Origin of the sequence: Rhodopseudomonas pentothenatexigens (genome assembly GCF_900218015.1) — a bacterium.
Classification (GTDB): domain Bacteria; phylum Pseudomonadota; class Alphaproteobacteria; order Rhizobiales; family Xanthobacteraceae; genus Rhodopseudomonas; species Rhodopseudomonas pentothenatexigens.
The window spans coordinates 39,072-55,533 of sequence record NZ_UFQQ01000025.1 but is presented as its reverse complement, the minus strand read 5'-3'; the positions used below and the strand labels follow the sequence as shown (position 1 = coordinate 55,533).

General features: G+C 65.6%; 14 protein-coding genes. 4 read left to right on the top strand and 10 right to left on the bottom strand.

Going from position 1 to position 16,462, the window contains the following annotated elements:
* Positions 1–99: 99 nt before the first annotated feature.
* The 5 genes from DWA33_RS19955 to DWA33_RS19935 form a co-directional block, all read right to left on the bottom strand.
* Entirely contained in the window at positions 100–591 is a 492-nt protein-coding gene (locus tag DWA33_RS19955) for a F0F1 ATP synthase subunit B family protein (RefSeq protein ID WP_114360263.1), read from the bottom strand.
* Between the two features lie 5 nt (positions 592–596).
* Positions 597–1,154: a F0F1 ATP synthase subunit B gene (locus tag DWA33_RS19950; RefSeq protein WP_107343013.1), complete on the bottom strand. Its 558-nt coding sequence runs from the start codon at positions 1,152–1,154 to the stop codon at positions 597–599.
* Positions 1,155–1,211: 57 nt separating this feature from the next.
* Positions 1,212–1,439 carry a F0F1 ATP synthase subunit C gene (locus DWA33_RS19945; RefSeq protein ID WP_009796340.1) on the bottom strand — a complete coding sequence of 76 codons (228 nt, stop codon included), beginning with the start codon at positions 1,437–1,439 and terminating at the stop codon, positions 1,212–1,214.
* A 48-nt stretch (positions 1,440–1,487) separates the two neighbouring features.
* The gene (locus DWA33_RS19940) at positions 1,488–2,234 is read right to left on the bottom strand and encodes a F0F1 ATP synthase subunit A (protein ID WP_114360262.1); all 747 of its coding nucleotides are present in this window, start codon (positions 2,232–2,234) and stop codon (positions 1,488–1,490) included.
* A gap of 69 nt (positions 2,235–2,303) precedes the next feature.
* Positions 2,304–2,690 (bottom strand): AtpZ/AtpI family protein, encoded by a 387-nt coding sequence (locus tag DWA33_RS19935; RefSeq protein WP_114360261.1) that lies wholly within the window; start codon positions 2,688–2,690, stop codon positions 2,304–2,306.
* A 304-nt stretch (positions 2,691–2,994) separates the two neighbouring features.
* Here DWA33_RS19935 and DWA33_RS19930 point away from each other — a divergent pair, with 304 nt between their 5' ends.
* From DWA33_RS19930 to DWA33_RS19920, 3 genes are read left to right on the top strand one after another with little or no spacing between them, the layout of a single operon-like run.
* Positions 2,995–3,630: a 2-hydroxychromene-2-carboxylate isomerase gene (locus DWA33_RS19930; RefSeq protein ID WP_114360260.1), complete on the top strand. Its 636-nt coding sequence runs from the start codon at positions 2,995–2,997 to the stop codon at positions 3,628–3,630.
* A 34-nt stretch (positions 3,631–3,664) separates the two neighbouring features.
* Positions 3,665–4,255 carry a hypothetical protein gene (locus DWA33_RS19925; RefSeq protein ID WP_114360259.1) on the top strand — a complete coding sequence of 197 codons (591 nt, stop codon included), beginning with the start codon at positions 3,665–3,667 and terminating at the stop codon, positions 4,253–4,255.
* A 23-nt stretch (positions 4,256–4,278) separates the two neighbouring features.
* Positions 4,279–4,755, top strand: coding sequence for a secondary thiamine-phosphate synthase enzyme YjbQ (locus DWA33_RS19920; RefSeq protein ID WP_114360258.1), 477 nt, complete (start codon positions 4,279–4,281; stop codon positions 4,753–4,755).
* Positions 4,756–4,995: 240 nt separating this feature from the next.
* Here DWA33_RS19920 and DWA33_RS19915 read toward each other — a convergent pair whose 3' ends face one another.
* Positions 4,996–6,660 carry an MFS transporter gene (locus DWA33_RS19915; RefSeq protein WP_114360257.1) on the bottom strand — a complete coding sequence of 555 codons (1,665 nt, stop codon included), beginning with the start codon at positions 6,658–6,660 and terminating at the stop codon, positions 4,996–4,998.
* A gap of 336 nt (positions 6,661–6,996) precedes the next feature.
* Between DWA33_RS19915 and DWA33_RS19910 the strand changes: the two genes are divergently transcribed.
* Positions 6,997–7,674 (top strand): response regulator transcription factor, encoded by a 678-nt coding sequence (locus DWA33_RS19910; RefSeq protein WP_114360256.1) that lies wholly within the window; start codon positions 6,997–6,999, stop codon positions 7,672–7,674.
* Positions 7,675–7,837: 163 nt separating this feature from the next.
* On the opposite strand, the gene DWA33_RS19905 is transcribed toward DWA33_RS19910, so the two are convergent.
* The 4 genes from DWA33_RS19905 to DWA33_RS19890 all read right to left on the bottom strand — a co-directional run bounded on the left by DWA33_RS19905 (position 7,838) and on the right by DWA33_RS19890 (position 16,326).
* Complete coding sequence (locus DWA33_RS19905; protein ID WP_114360255.1) at positions 7,838–11,347, bottom strand: hybrid sensor histidine kinase/response regulator; 3,510 nt, start codon at positions 11,345–11,347, stop codon at positions 7,838–7,840.
* 188 nt (positions 11,348–11,535) lie between these two features.
* Positions 11,536–12,765, bottom strand: a complete 1,230-nt coding sequence (gene hemA / locus DWA33_RS19900; RefSeq protein WP_114360254.1) for a 5-aminolevulinate synthase — start codon at positions 12,763–12,765, stop codon at positions 11,536–11,538.
* A 220-nt stretch (positions 12,766–12,985) separates the two neighbouring features.
* Positions 12,986–14,047: an MBL fold metallo-hydrolase gene (locus DWA33_RS19895; RefSeq protein WP_114360253.1), complete on the bottom strand. Its 1,062-nt coding sequence runs from the start codon at positions 14,045–14,047 to the stop codon at positions 12,986–12,988.
* A 140-nt stretch (positions 14,048–14,187) separates the two neighbouring features.
* Positions 14,188–16,326 carry a methyl-accepting chemotaxis protein gene (locus tag DWA33_RS19890; protein ID WP_114360252.1) on the bottom strand — a complete coding sequence of 713 codons (2,139 nt, stop codon included), beginning with the start codon at positions 16,324–16,326 and terminating at the stop codon, positions 14,188–14,190.
* Between the last annotated feature and the right edge of the window lie 136 nt (positions 16,327–16,462).

Sequence of the window (16,462 nt, the reverse complement as noted above, 5' to 3'; positions counted from 1 at the left end):
TTCCTCTCCAGGGGATGGCGGAGACGATCGGCAAATCAAACGAAAAAGGCCGGCGCGATCGCTCGCGCCGGCCTTTGATTTGCTCGAGGAGGCGTCAGCTCAATTGAGTTTGCCGCGGACTTCCTGGATGCCTTTGTTGAGCAGTTCGTCGGCGAGGTTGCCCTTGACCGACTCGGACAGGATCCGGGAGGCTGCGGCCACCGCGGCTTCGGCCGCCGCCGCACGAACGTCGGCGAGCGCCTGGGCTTCGGCGAGGGCGATCTTGCTCTCTGCACTCTTGGTGCGACGGGCGACGAAGTCTTCCAGCTTGGCCTTGGCTTCCGCCGCGATCCGCTCGGCATCCGCCTTGGCGCTCTCGACGATCGCCTGCGCTTCGCGTTCGGCCGAGGCCCGGCGCGCCCGATAGTCGGCGAGCAGCTTGGCGGCCTCGTCCTTCAGCTTGCGCGCTTCGTCGAGCTCCGCCTTGATCCGGTCGCGACGCTTGTCCAGCGCCTGCAGCACGGTGCGGTGCACGCCGAAATAAGCGAACACGGCGAGCAGGATCACGAACGCGACGGCGACCCAGGTCTCTGCTTCTGCGAAGATTGCCATCAGCCTCAACCCTTCAACGAAGCGTCGACCGCGCTGTCCACCGCCTTGCCGTCCGGCGTGACGCCGGCAAGCTGCTGGACGATCGCCGAAGCGGCGTCCGAAGCGATGTTGCGCACGTTACCCATCGCCGCCGTTCGGGTGGCTGCGATGGTCTTTTCGGCGTCGGCGAGCTTCGCCGCCAGCCGCTGTTCCAGCGTCTTGCGCTCGGCTTCCGCCTGCGCGTTGAGCTTTTCGCGGGTTTCCGCGCCGATCGCCTGGGCCCGGGCGCGGGCGTCGGCGAGTTCGGCCTCATAGGCTTTCAGCGCGTCGTCCGCCTCGCCCTTCAGCTTCTGAGCCGCCGCCAGATCGCCGTCGATGGTCTTCTGCCGCTCTTCGATCACACCGCCGACGCGCGGCAGTGCGATCTTGGAAACGATCAGGTAGAGCGCAACGAATGCGATCGCCAGCGACACCAGTTGCGAGGCAAAGGTTTCCTGCTGGAAGGGCGGGAACGGCGCCTTGTGGCCTCCGCCCGCTTCCGTGTGGGCAGTGGTGCCCTTGGCGTCGCCATGACCTTGAGCCACGGGCTTCTCCTGTTCGGCCGGTCACGACCCCGGAAGGTCAGGACCGGATTTTGGATCTTAGAGGGCGAACAGCAGCAGCAGCGCGATCAGCAGCGAGAAGATGCCGAGCGCTTCGGTCACCGCGAAGCCGAAAATCAGGTTGCCGAACTGGCCCTGGGCGGCCGAGGGGTTACGCACCGCAGCGGCGAGGTAGTTGCCGAAGATGATGCCCACGCCAGCGCCGGCGCCGCCCATGCCAATGCAGGCAATACCAGCGCCAATGTACTTCGCGGCAATCGGATCCATGTAACGAACTCCTGTTGGGGTTGGGTGTAGTCGTTTGCGAGTGGGTCTTTAGTGGCCCGGATGAATTGCATCGTTGAGATAGATGCAAGTCAAAATGGCGAACACATAAGCCTGCAGGAACGCGACCAGCAGCTCCAGCGCGGTCAGCGCGATGGTCAGGCCGAGCGGCAGCACGGCGCCGAACCAGCCGACGATGCCCAGTGCGCCGAGCATCGCCACGAAGCTCGCGAACACCTTCAGCGCGATGTGGCCCGCCAGCATGTTGGCGAACAGACGCACCGAGTGCGAAACCGGCTTGAGGAAGAACGAGATGACTTCGATGAAGACGACCAGCGGCAGGATGTAGATCGGCACGCCGGAGGGCACGAACAGCTTGAAGAACTTCAGGCCGTTCTTGGAAAACCCGTAGATCAGCACCGTGAAGAACACCAGCAGCGCCAGCGCGACGGTGACGATCAGGTGGCTCGACACCGTGAAGGTGTAGGGCACGATGCCGATCAGGTTCGAGACGGCGATGAACATGAACAGCGAGAACACCAGCGGGAAGAACTTCAGCCCTTCCTTGCCGGCCGTCGACCGTATCATGTTGGCGACGAATTCGTAGGACAGCTCCGCGATCGACTGGAACCGGCCCGGTACCAATTGGCGGCCCGGCACCAGCATCAGGACGGCGATCAGCGCCACCGTGCCGAACATGTAGGCCGACGAGTTGGTGAACGCGATTTCTTGTCCGCCAACGTGACCGAGGGTGAAGAGCTTGGTGATCTGGAACTGATGGATCGGATCGGCGGCCATTCGTCTCTCAGTCTGTCGGTGTCGCGAGCTTGCGCGGGATTCGAACGATCGGTGCGCCTTGGATCCCGCTCAGAGTCGCTCGGACTGTTTCGCCATGACGCCTGCTGCCCGCATCACATTGACCACACCGGCGATGAAGCCGATCAGCGCAAACGCGATGAGACCCCAGGGCGAGGTCGAAAACAAACGATCGATACCCCAGCCGAGAGCCGCTCCGCCGAGAACGCCCGCAATCAACTCCGATGAAAGCCGAAAACCGAGCGCCATCGCCGAGGCTTTGGCATGTCCGTTTTCACTTCCTGTTTCGGATTGATCCGACTGGAGTTTCCGGTTCACCCGAGAATGGGCCAACCGTTGTTCCAGGCTTCCGAGCCGTGCGGAAAGCGCAGCCTCCTCAGGCGATCCGTCGCGCGGTTCATGCGCTGGTCGGCTGCTGTCGTGCGTGTCGTCCGCCATGTCGTGGAGACCCGAACCAGCTGCCGCTAACGATGAAATAACGCCCCAGAAACCCTTAAAAGCCGCGCGGACCATACTGACCACCTGTAGGCAAGTCAAGATTCGGTCGCAGCCGCCTACAGTGTTGTTTTGGCTGATTTTATTGATGATTTGCGAGTCGATGCGATAACTTGTCCGCAGCGCGTTTGCGGCGCTGCGCCATGATCCGGCTTGCACGACGGGAATGGCTCTGATCCGATGCGGCCGCTTCCAGCGAGCCGTTCGCAGCGGCGGACGGAAGGTCCCCCCCGCCATCGGAGAGCGCATGCCGCGTCGGATCGACTACTACTTCTCGTTCCAGTCCCCCTGGGCCTATATCGGCCATCAGCAGTTGCGGCGGCTGGTGGAGACCTACGACATTCATCTCACCTACAAGCCGGTGCTGTTGACCGGGCTGTTTTCCGAGACCGGCGGCCTGCCGCTGGCCAAGCGGCATCCGGCGCGGCAGCACTACCGGCTGGTCGAGCTGCAGCGCTGGCGCGACAAGCGCGGTCTCGACTTCAAATTGTGGCCGAAGCACTGGCCGTTCGACGCGCGGCTCGCCGACGGCGTGGTGATCGCGGCGCTCGCCGCCGGGCTCGACCCCGAGCCGTATCTGCAGCGCGCTTATGCCGCGGTGTGGGAGCGCGAGCTCGACCTCACCCAGCCAAATGTGCTGATCGAACTCGCCGATGCGGCCGGCCTGCCCGGCGAGAAGCTGTTGGCGCATGCCGGTTCGGACCAGATTCGCGCCGCCTACGATCAGAACCGGCAGGACGCCATCGCGGCCGACGTGTTCGGCTCGCCGGCCTATGTGCTCGACGGCGAGGTGTTCTGGGGCCAGGACCGGATCGAACTGCTCGAGGATGCGTTGAAATCCGGCCGCGCCCCGTACCGGCCGGCGAACCGAAGCCCCATATAGGCAGGGTCTTCATCCGAAAGGCGGGAGCATCCCGATGAGCTTTGCACCTTTGGCCGTGGCGCCCAGCGGCGTCGCCCGTCGCAGCCCCCGGGTCGCGGCGCTGGCGCTGCTGATCGCGTTCGGCGGCGCCGGCGGCGCCCTGGCCGAGACGCCGCTGCCGGACAGCGAGAACGGCCGTTACACCTTCACGCCGTCGGCCGACGGCGTGGTGCGGCTCGACACCCGTACCGGCAAGGTCTCGACCTGCACCGACAAGGGCAGCGGCTGGGCCTGCTACGCGATCGCCGACGAACGCGCCGCATTCGATGCCGAGACCGGCCGGCTGCAGGCCGAGATCGACCGGCTGAAGAAGGAGGCCGATGCGCTGCGCGCCGCCAATGACAGCCTGAAAGCGCAACTCGCCAGCGCCGGGCAGCCGGGCGCCAAGACCGATGAGGCGATGCCGAAGAGCGACAGGCTGCCTCAGCCGCAGGTCACCGAAAAGGACGGCCAGCGCAAGCTGGAAATCCCGCTGCCGAGCGATCAGGACGTCGATCGGGTGATGGGCTTCCTCGAGCGCGCCTGGCGCAAGCTGATCGACATGGCGACCCGGGTGCAGCGGGACATCAGCGGCGACAAGATCTGACCGGCCGCGACGCGAGGTTGTCGATGAATTCACCCCGCACCCTGAGCCGCGCACCGCTGGCGCACGCGACCGCCACTACCGTGGCCTCGTCGGTGCTGACCGTGCAGACCGGCGGCGCCGGCTTCTCCGACATCACCCGCGAGGTCGCGGCCTTCGTCAAAGAGGCGCGGGCCAAGGACGGCGGCGTCACGGTGTTCGTGCGTCACACCTCGGCCTCGCTGACGATTCAGGAGAACGCCGATCCGACGGTGCTGGCCGATCTTGCCACGGTGCTGAACAAGCTCGCGCCGGAACATGCCGGCTGGCGCCACGATACCGAGGGGCCGGACGACATGCCGGCCCACGTCAAGACCATGCTGACGTCGGTGTCGCTGCAGATCCCGGTGCTGCAGGGCCGGCTCGCGCTCGGCACCTGGCAGGGCATCTACCTGATCGAGCACCGCGCCAGGCCGCACCGCCGCGAGGTGGTGCTGCAGTTCATCGGCACGACGGAGCAATAACTCTTCGCCAAGATGCACGGAGCCCCCATCCTGATGAGCCGGCGAAGCCGGAGATCTCGAAGGATGAAGGGTACGCAATGTCCGTGGTCGATGGTTCGAGACGGCGCTTCGCGCCTCCTCGCCATGAGGTTGGACATGATGTTGGCGGCCTCACTCCTACTGCCAAAAACAAACGGCCGCGGATCGCTCCGCGGCCGTTGCTGATTGGCCGGTCCGGCGCAGGCGCCGGACCGCTGATCATCAGGTCTTGCTGATATCGACCTTGCGGGTTTCGGGCAGGAAGATCAGGCCGACCACCACGGTGATCGAGGCGAACACGATCGGGTACCACAGGCCGGCGTAGATATCGCCGGTCGAGGCGACGATCGCAAATGCGGTCGCCGGCAACAGGCCGCCGAACCAGCCGTTGCCGATGTGATACGGCAGCGACATCGAGGTGTAGCGGATCCGGGTCGGGAACAGTTCGACCAGCAGCGCCGCGATCGGGCCGTAGACCATGGTGACGAACAGCACCAGCACGAACAGCAGTCCGATCACCGCGGCGGTGCTCGGATTGAACACGTCGAACGGGTGCGACATCTTGATGATCTGCGGGTTGCCGGCCTTCGGATAGCCGGCTTCCTGCACGGCCGCGAGCACCTGCGGATTCGAGGTCTTGGCGTCGGCGTAGGGCACTTCCCTGTCGTTCACCATCACCTTGACGCCGGAGCCGGCCGGGCCGTTCACGGTCGAGTACTTCACCGACGACTTCGACAGGAAGTCGCGTGCGGTGTCGCACGGCTTTGTGAACACGCGGGTGCCGACCGGATTGAACAGGTCGCCGCAGCCCGCCGGATCGGCAACGACCTGCACCTTCACGGTCTCGATCGCCTTTTCCAGCGCCGGGTTGGCGTAGGTGGTGATCATCCGGAAGATCGGGAAGAACGACAGCGCCGCGATCAAGCAGCCGGTCAGGATGATCGGCTTGCGGCCGATCTTGTCGGACAGCCAGCCGAAGATGATGAAGAAGCCGGTGCCGAGCAGCAGCGACCACGCGATCAGCAGGTTCGAGGTGTAGCCGTCGACCTTCAGGATCGATTGCAGGAAGAACAGCGCGTAGAACTGGCCGGTGTACCAGACCACGCCCTGGCCCATCACCGCGCCGAGCAGCGCGATCAGCACGATCTTGGCGTTGCCCCAGTTGGCGAAGGCTTCGGTGAGCGGCGCCTTCGAGCTCTTGCCTTCTTCCTTCATCTTCTGGAACACCGGCGACTCGTTGAGCCGCAGCCGGATCCAGACCGAGACGCCGAGCAGCAACACGGACACCAGGAAGGGAATTCGCCAGCCCCAGTCGGCGAACGCGGCTTCGCCGACGATGGTGCGTGTGGCGAGAATCACCATCAGCGACATGAACAGACCGAGCGTCGCGGTGGTCTGGATGAACGAGGTGTAGTAGCCGCGCTTGCCGGGCGGCGCGTGCTCGGCCACATAGGTCGCGGCGCCGCCGTATTCGCCGCCGAGCGCGAGGCCCTGCAGCAGGCGGAGGCTGATCAGGATGATCGGCGCAGCGATGCCGATGGTCGCCGCGTTGGGCAACAGGCCGACGATGAAGGTCGACAGGCCCATGATCAGGATGGTGACCAGGAAGGTGTATTTGCGGCCGACGATGTCACCGACCCGGCCGAACACGATGGCGCCGAACGGGCGCACCAGGAACCCGGCGGCGAAAGCGAGCAGCGCGAAAATGTCCCGGGTGGCCTCCGGATAGGCGCTGAAGAACTGCGCTCCGATGATCGCAGCGAGCGAACCGTACAGGTAGAAATCGTACCATTCGAAAACGGTACCGAGCGAAGATGCGAGAATAACGAACCGCTCGTCGCGGGTCATTCCACCCGAACGCTTGCTCGTTGCGGCAAGTGTAGCCATCAGCGTCTGCCTCCCTAAGGTTGTTTCGAGGGCTATGTTGTTGTTTTTGTTGGGACTGGCCCGCGCCTAAAGGTGCGGGGTCACCGTGCGTCAGTGTACCGTAGCACCGCTCCCGCCCTGCGGCATTACGACTTTCGACGCCAAAAGCGCGTATAGTTGCGCTTGCTCAATGTTTTTGGTGACGCGCGAGGGCATGATGATACGGACAAGGCAGCCACGTCCGCCTTGCCAGCCGTCCATCACAGGGCGACACTTGCCACCACACCTTGCCACCGGTTTGCTGTCGCGAGCCGGGAACGAAGACGGTTCGGTTCCAGCTTGCGAGTAAGGGACATCATGACCACCCCCGCCAGCACGCATTTGATCATTGCCGACGACCATCCGTTGTTTCGCGATGCGCTCCGGTTGGCGGTCGCCAGCGTGGTCTCCGCGGCCAAGATAGGTGAAGTCGGCTCGTTCGAGGACCTGACGGCGATGCTCGAGCGCGAGGGCGACGTCGATCTGGTGCTGCTCGACCTCAAGATGCCGGGGATCAGCGGCTTTTCCGGGCTGATCTATCTGCGCGCGCAATATCCGGCGATCCCGGTGGTGGTGGTGTCCGCCAGCGACGATGTCGAGACCATCCGCCGCTCACTGGATTTCGGCGCCTCCGGCTTCGTGCCGAAGCGGTTCGGTGTCGAGAAGCTCGGCGAGGCGATCCTGCGGGTGCTGGACGGCGACGTCTGGGTTCCGCCGGATGTCGATCTGTCGGCCGCGTCCGATCCGGAGACGTCCAAGCTGCGCGACCGGCTGGTGACGCTGACCCCGCAACAGGTCCGGGTGCTGATGATGCTGTCCGAGGGGCTGCTCAACAAGCAGATCGCCTACGAGCTCGGCGTCTCCGAAGCGACCATCAAGGCCCACGTCTCGGCGATCCTGCAGAAGCTCGGCGTCGAAAGCCGCACCCAGGCGGTGATCGCCGCCGCCAAGATCTCCGGCAGCCAGTGGCGCCAGGAAGAACCGATCGCGTCGTAGAGTTAGTCCTTTTGTACGACGGAGATAGCCTTTCCCTCATGGTGAGGAGGCGCGAAGCGCCGTCTCGAACCATGAGGCGGCACGGCCTTGCCTTCCAGCTCATCCTTCGAGACGGCCGCTGCGCGGCCTCCTCAGGATGAGGTCGGTGTGCCAGGATAAGTGATTACTCCGCCGCCGCCACCTGCTGCTGGGCATGCCACTGGCTCAGCAATGCCCGCAGCGACGCGGCTTTCACCGGCTTGTTCAGCACCGCGATTTCTTCCTGCCGCGCCGAGGCGCGGACGCCGGGGCTGCGGTCGGCGGTGATCAGGATCGCCGGAATGCTCTGGCCGAAGCGCTGGCGGATTTCACGGATCGCCGCAATGCCGTTGCCGCGGTCGAGGTGGTAGTCGACCAGGAGGCCGGTGATGCGCTGCTCGCTGCTCTCGATCGCGCGGATCGCGGCTTCCGGGTCGGCGACCGCGATCACCTTGGCGTCCCAGGTGGTCAGCAGCGTCTTCATGCCGTCGAGGATCGCCGGGTCGTTCTCGATGCAGACCACCAGGATGCCGCTCATCGACGCGCGGGACAATGGCGTAGCGCTGGTCACCGCGGCGGTGTGGTTGACGACCTCGGCGACCGTCACCGTCACCGAGAAGCACGAGCCGCCGCCGCGGTTGGAATCCAGCGCGATGCCGTGGTTGAGCACCCGCGCCAGCCGCTCGACGATCGACAGCCCGAGCCCGAGTCCGCGGGCGATCCGCGCGCCCTGTTCGAGCCGATGGAACTCCTTGAAGATCTCGCCGCGCTTGAGGATCGGCACCCCCACCCCGGTGTCGTAGATGCCGATCCGCAGCGACTGGCCCTGCCGCCGGCAGCCGACCAGCACCCGGCCCTGCGGGGTGTATTTGATCGCGTTGGAGATCAGGTTCTGCAGCAGCCGCCGCAGCATCAGCCGGTCCGACTGCACCGGCAGCGAGCACGGCACGAAGGTGAGGTCGAGCCCCTTGGCACGCGCGGTCGGGGCGAATTCGATCTCCAGCGAGCGCATCAGATCGCCGATCACGAAATTCGACAGCGACGGCGTCATCGCGCCGGCGTCGAGCCGGGAAATGTCGAGCAGCGCGCCGATGATTTCTTCGATCGCCTGCAGCGACTCGTCGATGTTGTCGACCAGCCGCGAGTCTTCGCCGCCGGCCTGGCGTTCCACCAGGCTGGTGGCGTACAGCCGCGCTGCGTTCAGCGGCTGCAGGATGTCGTGGCTGGCGGCGGCGAGGAAGCGGGTCTTGGAGATGTTGGCTTCTTCGGCCGTGCTCTTGGCCAAGGCGAGCTGCGAATTCAGCCGCGTCAGTTCCTCGGTGCGTTCGCGCACCCGGCGTTCCAGCGTGGCGTTGGCGCGCTCCAGCGCCTCGGCGGCTTCGAAGCTCGGGGTGACGTCCGAGAAGGTGATCACCAGCCCGCCGTCGGGCATCCGGTTGGCGCGGACCTCGACCACCAGATGCCGCTCGGGAAACCGCTCGATGAACGGCTCGCCCTCGGTGGTGTAGGCCGCCATCCGCATCTGGGTGTGCGCTTCGGCGTCGATCGGGGCGATGCTGTTGCTGGCGAGGAATTCCAGGATCTCGATCAGCGGAATGCCGATCTGGATGATGTGCGGCGGCAGGCCGAGGATCTCGCCGAACTGCCGGTTCGAGCAGATCAGTTGCAGCTCGGGATTGAACACCGCGATGCCCTGGCGGACGTGGTTGAGGGCGGTCTGCAGGATCTCGCGGTTGAAATGCAGCGCGGCGTGGGAGTCGTCGAGCAGCTTCAGCGCCGCTTCAGCCGAGACGGTGCGCTTGCGCAGCAGCAGCGACAGCACCAGCCGCGACGACGCCGCGCCGATCGACGAGGCGATCAGATGCTCGGCGTGCTTGAGCAGCTCGAAATCTGCCGGCGCGGCCGGATCGAGCGTGATGCGGCGGCCGGCGGCGAAGTTGCGGAACGAGTCCCGGGCGCGGTCCGGGCCGAGATATTGCGACACTGCGCCGACGATGTCCTGCACCGTGACGGTGGTGCGCCAGCGCCGGAACGCCGGAGTCATCGGCGTCAGCGCGTCGGGGACGAACACCTCGGCCTGCAGCCGCTCGATCGACGTCGGCTGCCGCAGCAGCGACAGCACGATATAGGCGACGAGGTTGAGCGACAGGCTCCACAGCACGCCGTGCAGCAGCGGCGGCAGATCGGCGCCGAACAGCGCCTGCGGCCGCAGCGATTCGATCCCCCACGGGCCGTGCTGCAACAGCAGCAGCCCGGCAGTCGAGTTCTCCATGAAGCTCGGAATGAACAGCGTGTAGGCCCACACCGCGAACCCGACCAGGAGTCCGCCGATCGCGCCGCGTGCGGTGGCGCGACGCCAGATCAGGCCGCCGAAGAACGCCGGTGCGAATTGCGCGATCGCGGCGAACGACAACAGCCCGATCGCCGCGAGCTGGGTGTTGCCGAGGGCGCGATAATACAGATAGGCGAGGATCAGAATCGCGAAGATCGCGACCCGCCGCACCGTCAGCAGGAAGCGGCCGAAATTGCGTTGCGCGTCGGGCCGTGGCGCGCCCTGGCGCTTCAGCACCAGCGGCATCACCAGATCGTTCGACACCATCACGGCCAGCGCCACGCATTCGACGATCACCATCGCGGTCGCCGCCGACAGCCCGCCGATGAACACTGCGACGCTGAGCATCGGCGCGTCGGCCTCGATCGGCAGCGCCAGCACGTACATGTCGCTGTCGACCTTCCCGAACGGGAACTTGACCAGCCCTGCCAGCGCGATCGGAATCACGAACAGATTGATGGCCACCAGATACAGCGGAAACAGCCAGCGGGCGCGGCCGACTTCGGCGTCGTTGGAATTCTCCACCACGCTGACGTGGAATTGCCGCGGCAGCATCATGAAGGCGCAGAACGACAGCGCCGTCATCGTCAGGAAGTTGGCCGGCGAAGTCTGGTCGAGCGCGCGCACCGCTTCCGGCATCTGCATTGCGCGCTCGATCAGCGCCGACGGGCTGAACATCCAGAAGGTGACGAAGATGCCGGCGGCGAGGAACGCCACCAGCTTGACGATGGATTCGGTGGCGACCGCCAGCATCAGGCCGTGCTGATGCTCGGTGGCGCTGGCCTGGCGGGTGCCGAACAGCACCGTGAACACCGCCATCGCCATCGCCACGATCAGCGCGATATCGCCGACGATCGGGATGTCGGCGATGTTGTGGCCGTCGCCGAGGATGGTCTGCAGCGACGACGACACCGCCTTGAGTTGCAGCGCGATGTACGGCACCGAGCCGATGATCGCGATGATCGCCACCGCGGCCGCGACCTTCTGGCTCTTGCCGTAGCGCGCGGCGATGAAGTCGGCGATCGAGGTGATGTTCTGCGATTTCGCCAGCCGGATGACGCGGCGCAGCAGCGGCGTGGCGACCAGGACCACCAGAACCGGGCCGACATAGATCGCCAGGAAATCGAAGCTGGAGCGGCTGGCGGAGCCGACCGAGCCGAAGAAAGTCCAGGAGGTGCAATAGATCGCCAGCGACAGCGGGTAGATCAGTCCGCCGGCACGCTCGCGCTGGCCTTGCGACAGCCGGTCACCCCAGCTCGCGACGTAGAACAGAAACCCGATGTAGGCGAGGGCGGCTGCGATCACGCCCCAGTCGTGCAGCATCGCGGTCGTGCTCCCTCGCGTCAGGCGGCAGGCGATCGATCAACCACTTCCCGCGCAGCCCGCCAGGTGCCGGCCTGCGGGACGCAATCGCAAGTCTACCAAAACAGAAGGGGCGCCTGCGACAGGGATTTTTCCCAGCCGCGGGCGCCCCCGCCGAAATCGTTACAGCGTCGCGCGAGCGGTACGGATCACTCCGCAGCGATCGCCTTGGCTCCGAGCGGCAGGCCGAGCTCGTTCCAGACCTGTACCAGGGCTTCGGCGAGCGCGTCGATCAGCTTGTCGTCGTGATACGGCGACGGCGTGATGCGGAGGCGTTCGAGGCCGCGGGCGACGGTCGGGTAGTTGATCGGCTGGATGTAGATGCCGTGATGTTCGAGCAGCAGATCCGACGCCTTCTTGCACTTCTCGGCGTCGCCGACGAACACCGGCACGATATGGGTGTCGGTCGGCATCACCGGAATGCCGGCGTTGTTCAGCACCGCCTTGACACGCGCGGCGCGGTCCTGATGGCGCTCACGCTCCCAGGTCGAGCTGCGCAGATGCTTGATCGCGGCGGTCGCGGCGGCGCAGATCGGCGGCGGCAGTGCGGTGGTGAAGATGAAGCCCGGCGCGTAGGAGCGTACGGCGTCGATCACTTCGGTCTTGCCGGTGATGTAGCCGCCGAGGCAGCCGAACGCCTTGGCGAGGGTCGCTTCGATGATGTCGATGCGCGCCATCACGCCGTCACGCTCGGCGACGCCGGCGCCGTGCGCACCGTACATGCCGACCGCGTGCACTTCGTCGCAGTAGGTCATCGCGTTGTACTTCTCGGCGAGGTCGCAGATCTTCGCCAGAGGGGCGGTGTCGCCGTCCATCGAGTACAGGCTCTCGAAGGCGATCAGCTTCGGCCGGTCCGGACCGGCGGCGATCAGCAGCTCTTCGAGATGCGCCGTATCGTTGTGGCGCCACACCACGCGTTCGCAACCCGACTGGCGGATGCCTTCGATCATCGAGTTGTGGTTGAGCGCATCCGACAGGATCAGGCAGTTCGGGATCAGCCTGCCCAGCGTCGAGAGGCCGGTCTGGTTGGAGACGTAGCCCGAGGTGAACAGCAGCGCCGCTTCCTTGCCGTGCAGCGAGGCGATTTCCTGCTCGAGCTGCACCAGAGGATGATGCGTGCCGGCGATATTGCGAGTGCCGCCGGCGCCGGTGCCGATCCGCGTCGCGGTCTCGACCATCGCGCCGACCACCTTCGGATGCTGGCCCATGCCCAAGTAATCGTTGGAGCACCAGATCACGACATCGCGAGGTCCGGAGTTCGAGTGCCACGTGGCGTGCGGGAACCTGCCGGCAATCCGCTCGAGATCAGCGAACACCCGGTAACGACGCTCGTCGTGAAGGCGGGTGAGAGCGTCTTGAAAGAATTGATTGTACTGCATCGCGATGACCTGTTGGGGAGGCGGATCGAACGACGGAACGCCGCAGAACCGGCGAAACTATTAGAACTCTTCCATCACCGAAGTCGAGGCGCAATTCGACGGATCGGGCTGCGCCCGACGCGATCCATATCATCGGTTCCGCAGGGCAAGGCTTGATGAGGATCAATGCCTTGGCGCGAATGCCGCCTTGTCAGGGATCACGCGGACAACGCCGCAAACGTTAAGCGCTGGTGAACCGCAGCACGCCGTCGCTGAGCGGCAGAACCTGCAAACGGTTCTGCGCCAGCATGTAGTTGACGTGTGCGATCAGCTCTCCGACCGCGAAGCCGGTCTGGTGGGCGTCGAGCACATGCTTGTGAAATACCACCGGCACCAGCTCCGCCGAGCTCATCGGCTTGTGGCGGCAAGCATCGGCGATCAGCCCGCAGCGCTCTTCGTGGTGGTCGGCGAGCTGGTGAATGCGCGTCTTGGCGCCGATAAACGGCAGTCCATGTCCCGGCAGCACCAACACGTCGTCGGGCAGCAGTGCGTCGAGTCTGGCGAGCGAAGCCAGATAGGAGCCGAGCGCATCCTCGTCGGGTTCGTGAGCCCAGACGCTGACATTCGGCGAGATCTTGCTCAGCACCTGGTCGGCGGAGAGGAACAGCTTCTCGGCAGCGCAGTACAGCATCACCTGGTCCGGCGAGTGGCCGGCGCCGGTGATGACCCGGAACGTGCGCTGCCCGATCCCGATGTCCTGTCCGTCGGCGAGGCGGCGGTAGGCCGCCGGAAGCGGCACCGTCTTCTTCAGGTAGTCCTGACCGCGTCCGACCAATTGCTCGATCACATTTTCGTCAATGCCGTGCCGGCGGAAGAACGCGCGGTTGTTGACGAGGCGTTCGTCGGTGCGCCGGTTCTGATGATACACGCCCTGCAGATACTCGATCTGCGACATATAGAACGGACAGCCGAACCGCTGCACGATCCAGCCGGCCATGCCGACGTGATCGGGATGCGCGTGGGTGACGATCACCCGGCTGATCGCAAAGCCGGCAAGCGCGCCGTCGAACAACGTGTCCCAGGCGGCGATCGTGGCGTCGTTGCCGAAGCCGGTATCGACCATCGCCCAGCCGTCGCCATCGGCGATCAGATAGATGTTCACGTGATTGAGCCGGAACGGCAGCTTCAGCCGCAGCCACAGCACCCCCGGCGCGATTTCGACAGCCTGATCCGGACCCGGATGGCTTTCCCGCAGATAGCGGAGTTCGTCGTGCGGCGTGGCGGCGTCGGTCTTCTTATGCATTCGGCGCGGGCTCCCTGACCCGGCTTAGCGGCAGCGGAGCGGCGGCGCCAGCCGAAAAACCGCCGGGCCGGCTGCAGCGATCACAGGGCTGGACCGGCGGCCGGGGTGTACGCCACCGGCCGCCCGATTTCGCCGCGCCGTCAGGCGGCGCGGATGTTGACCAGGAAGGCGTCGATTTCCTCGCGCAGCACTGCCGTTTCCTGGCGCAGGGAGCCGGAGGCGTTCAACACCTCGGCGGCAGCCGAGCCGGCCTGCGAGGCAGCAGCGCTGACGCCGACGATGTTGCTGGAGACCTCGCTGGTGCCGCCGGCGGCGTGCTGGATGTTGCGGGCGATCTCGCGGGTCGCCGCGCCCTGTTCCTCGACCGCCGCGGTGATCGCGGTGGTGACCTCGTTGATCGAAGTGATGGTCTGGCCGATGTTGCGGATCGCGCCCACCGCCGAACTGGTCACCCCTTGCATCGCCGCGATCTGAGCGCGGATCTCCTCGGTCGCCTTGGCGGTCTGGCTGGCGAGGTCCTTGACCTCGGCTGCGACCACCGCGAAGCCACGGCCGGCGTCGCCGGCCCGCGCGGCTTCGATCGTGGCGTTGAGCGCCAGGAGATTGGTCTGTGAGGCGATGCTCTGGATCAGGTCGATCACCGCGCTGATCCGCTCGGCGTTGTCGGCGAGCCCCTGCATCGTGCTGTCGGTCTCGCCGGCTTCGCGCACCGCGCGGGTGGCGATCTCCGCCGAGGTGGTGACCTGACGGCTGATTTCGGCGATCGACGAGGCGAGCTGCTCGGTGCCGGTCGCCACGGTCTGGACGTTGACCGAGGTTTCCTCCGCGGCCGAGGCGACGGTGGTGACCAGCGCGCTCGACTGCTCCGACGTGGTGGCCATCGCGTGCGCGGTTTCCTGCATCTGATCGGCGGAGGATTGCAGCTTCTCCATCGCGCTGCGCACCGTCGCCTCGAACTCGGCGATCCGCGCCTCGATCCGTTCGGTGCGTTCGGCCTTGGCGGCGCGATCCTTGTCCTGCTCCTCGCTCAACGCCCGCGCCCGGATCATGTTGTCGCGGAACACTTCGAGCGACTCGGCCATCACGGCGATCTCGTCGCGGCGGCTGCCGCGGTCGATCGCGGTCCCGAGATCGCCGGCCGAGAGGCTCTGCATCGACTTCTGCAGGCCGACGATCCGGCGCACGATGCTGCGCCCGACATACAGCCAGACGAACAGTGCCGAGCCGACCAGGGTCAGGGCGCCGAGCGCGATCATCACCCGGGTGGCCAAGGTGATCTGCGCTTGCGCGTCCGATGTGCCCCGCGTTGTTTCGTTACGAACGTTGTCGACGAGCTGCTTGACGCTGATGCCGAGGCCGACGTTGAGCTTGCGGGTCTCGTCGAGCAGCAGGTCACGATAGTCGCGGGCGTCGAGTTCGAGCTGTCGCAGCTTGAACGCGCCGGTCTTGCCGTCGCCGAGCGCCATCAGCTTCTGCGCCGCAGCCTTGATCTCGGCCGTGGTCTGGTTGTCCGGGAGTCCGTCGAGATTGCTGTTCACCACCTGACGGGCTTCCTTGAAGCTGGTTTCCACCGGCTCGAGATCGTCGGAGCTGGAAGCCGACAGCGCCGCCATCAGGTCAGAGGCGATCAGATTGGTCAGGGCGATGACATTGCCGAGCTGTTCGATGCGGCGGCCGGCGGAGGTGGCGTCGTCCTGCGACAGGTTGGCCGATCCGAGCACCGCGTTCATCTGGGCCTGGGCATCGAGCATCGCCGGATTGGCGACCGCGATGAAGGCGTCGTGCGAGCGCCGCAGGTCGTCGTACAGCTTGACGTGGCGGGTGGTCAGGTCGAGCCGTTCCTTGGCGGCGGAGCCGAGGCTGCGGATGGTGTCGTCGATGTTCTTCAGCGTTTCGTTCAGCGCCGAGACGACCGCCTTGTCGCCGCCGTAAGTGGTGATGTCGGCGAGCTTCTGGATCGCCACCTGCTGCGCCGCCTTCATCCGGGCCGAGCGCTCCTGAAGCTGCTCGGCGGACAGCGAGTCGAGCAGGATCGGCGCCTGGCTGGCGAGACTTTCGCTTTCGGTGGCGAGCTGCAGGCTGGCGGCGAGTTTGGGAATGTCACGGCCGCTCAGCTCCGACATCGTCCTGCCGAGCTGGTGCAGGCTCATGCCGGCCCAGGCGCTGATCAGGATCGCCATGCCGGCAATCACGGCGAATGCGGCGAAAAGGCTGCCACGAATTCCGAGCTGCGGAAATTTCGGCCGCAACCGTCGGAGTTTCGCGAATTTCCCAGACATGCTTCCCCCACCTGATTCATTCAACTTCGCGTCGATCTCGGCGACGCCGGCGGGAGTATCAGTTTAGGGGGTTAATATTCTTCACGTGGTTCTACGAGCATCGATCGCAATTTGAGCAATCGGTTCGTCGCCGCCC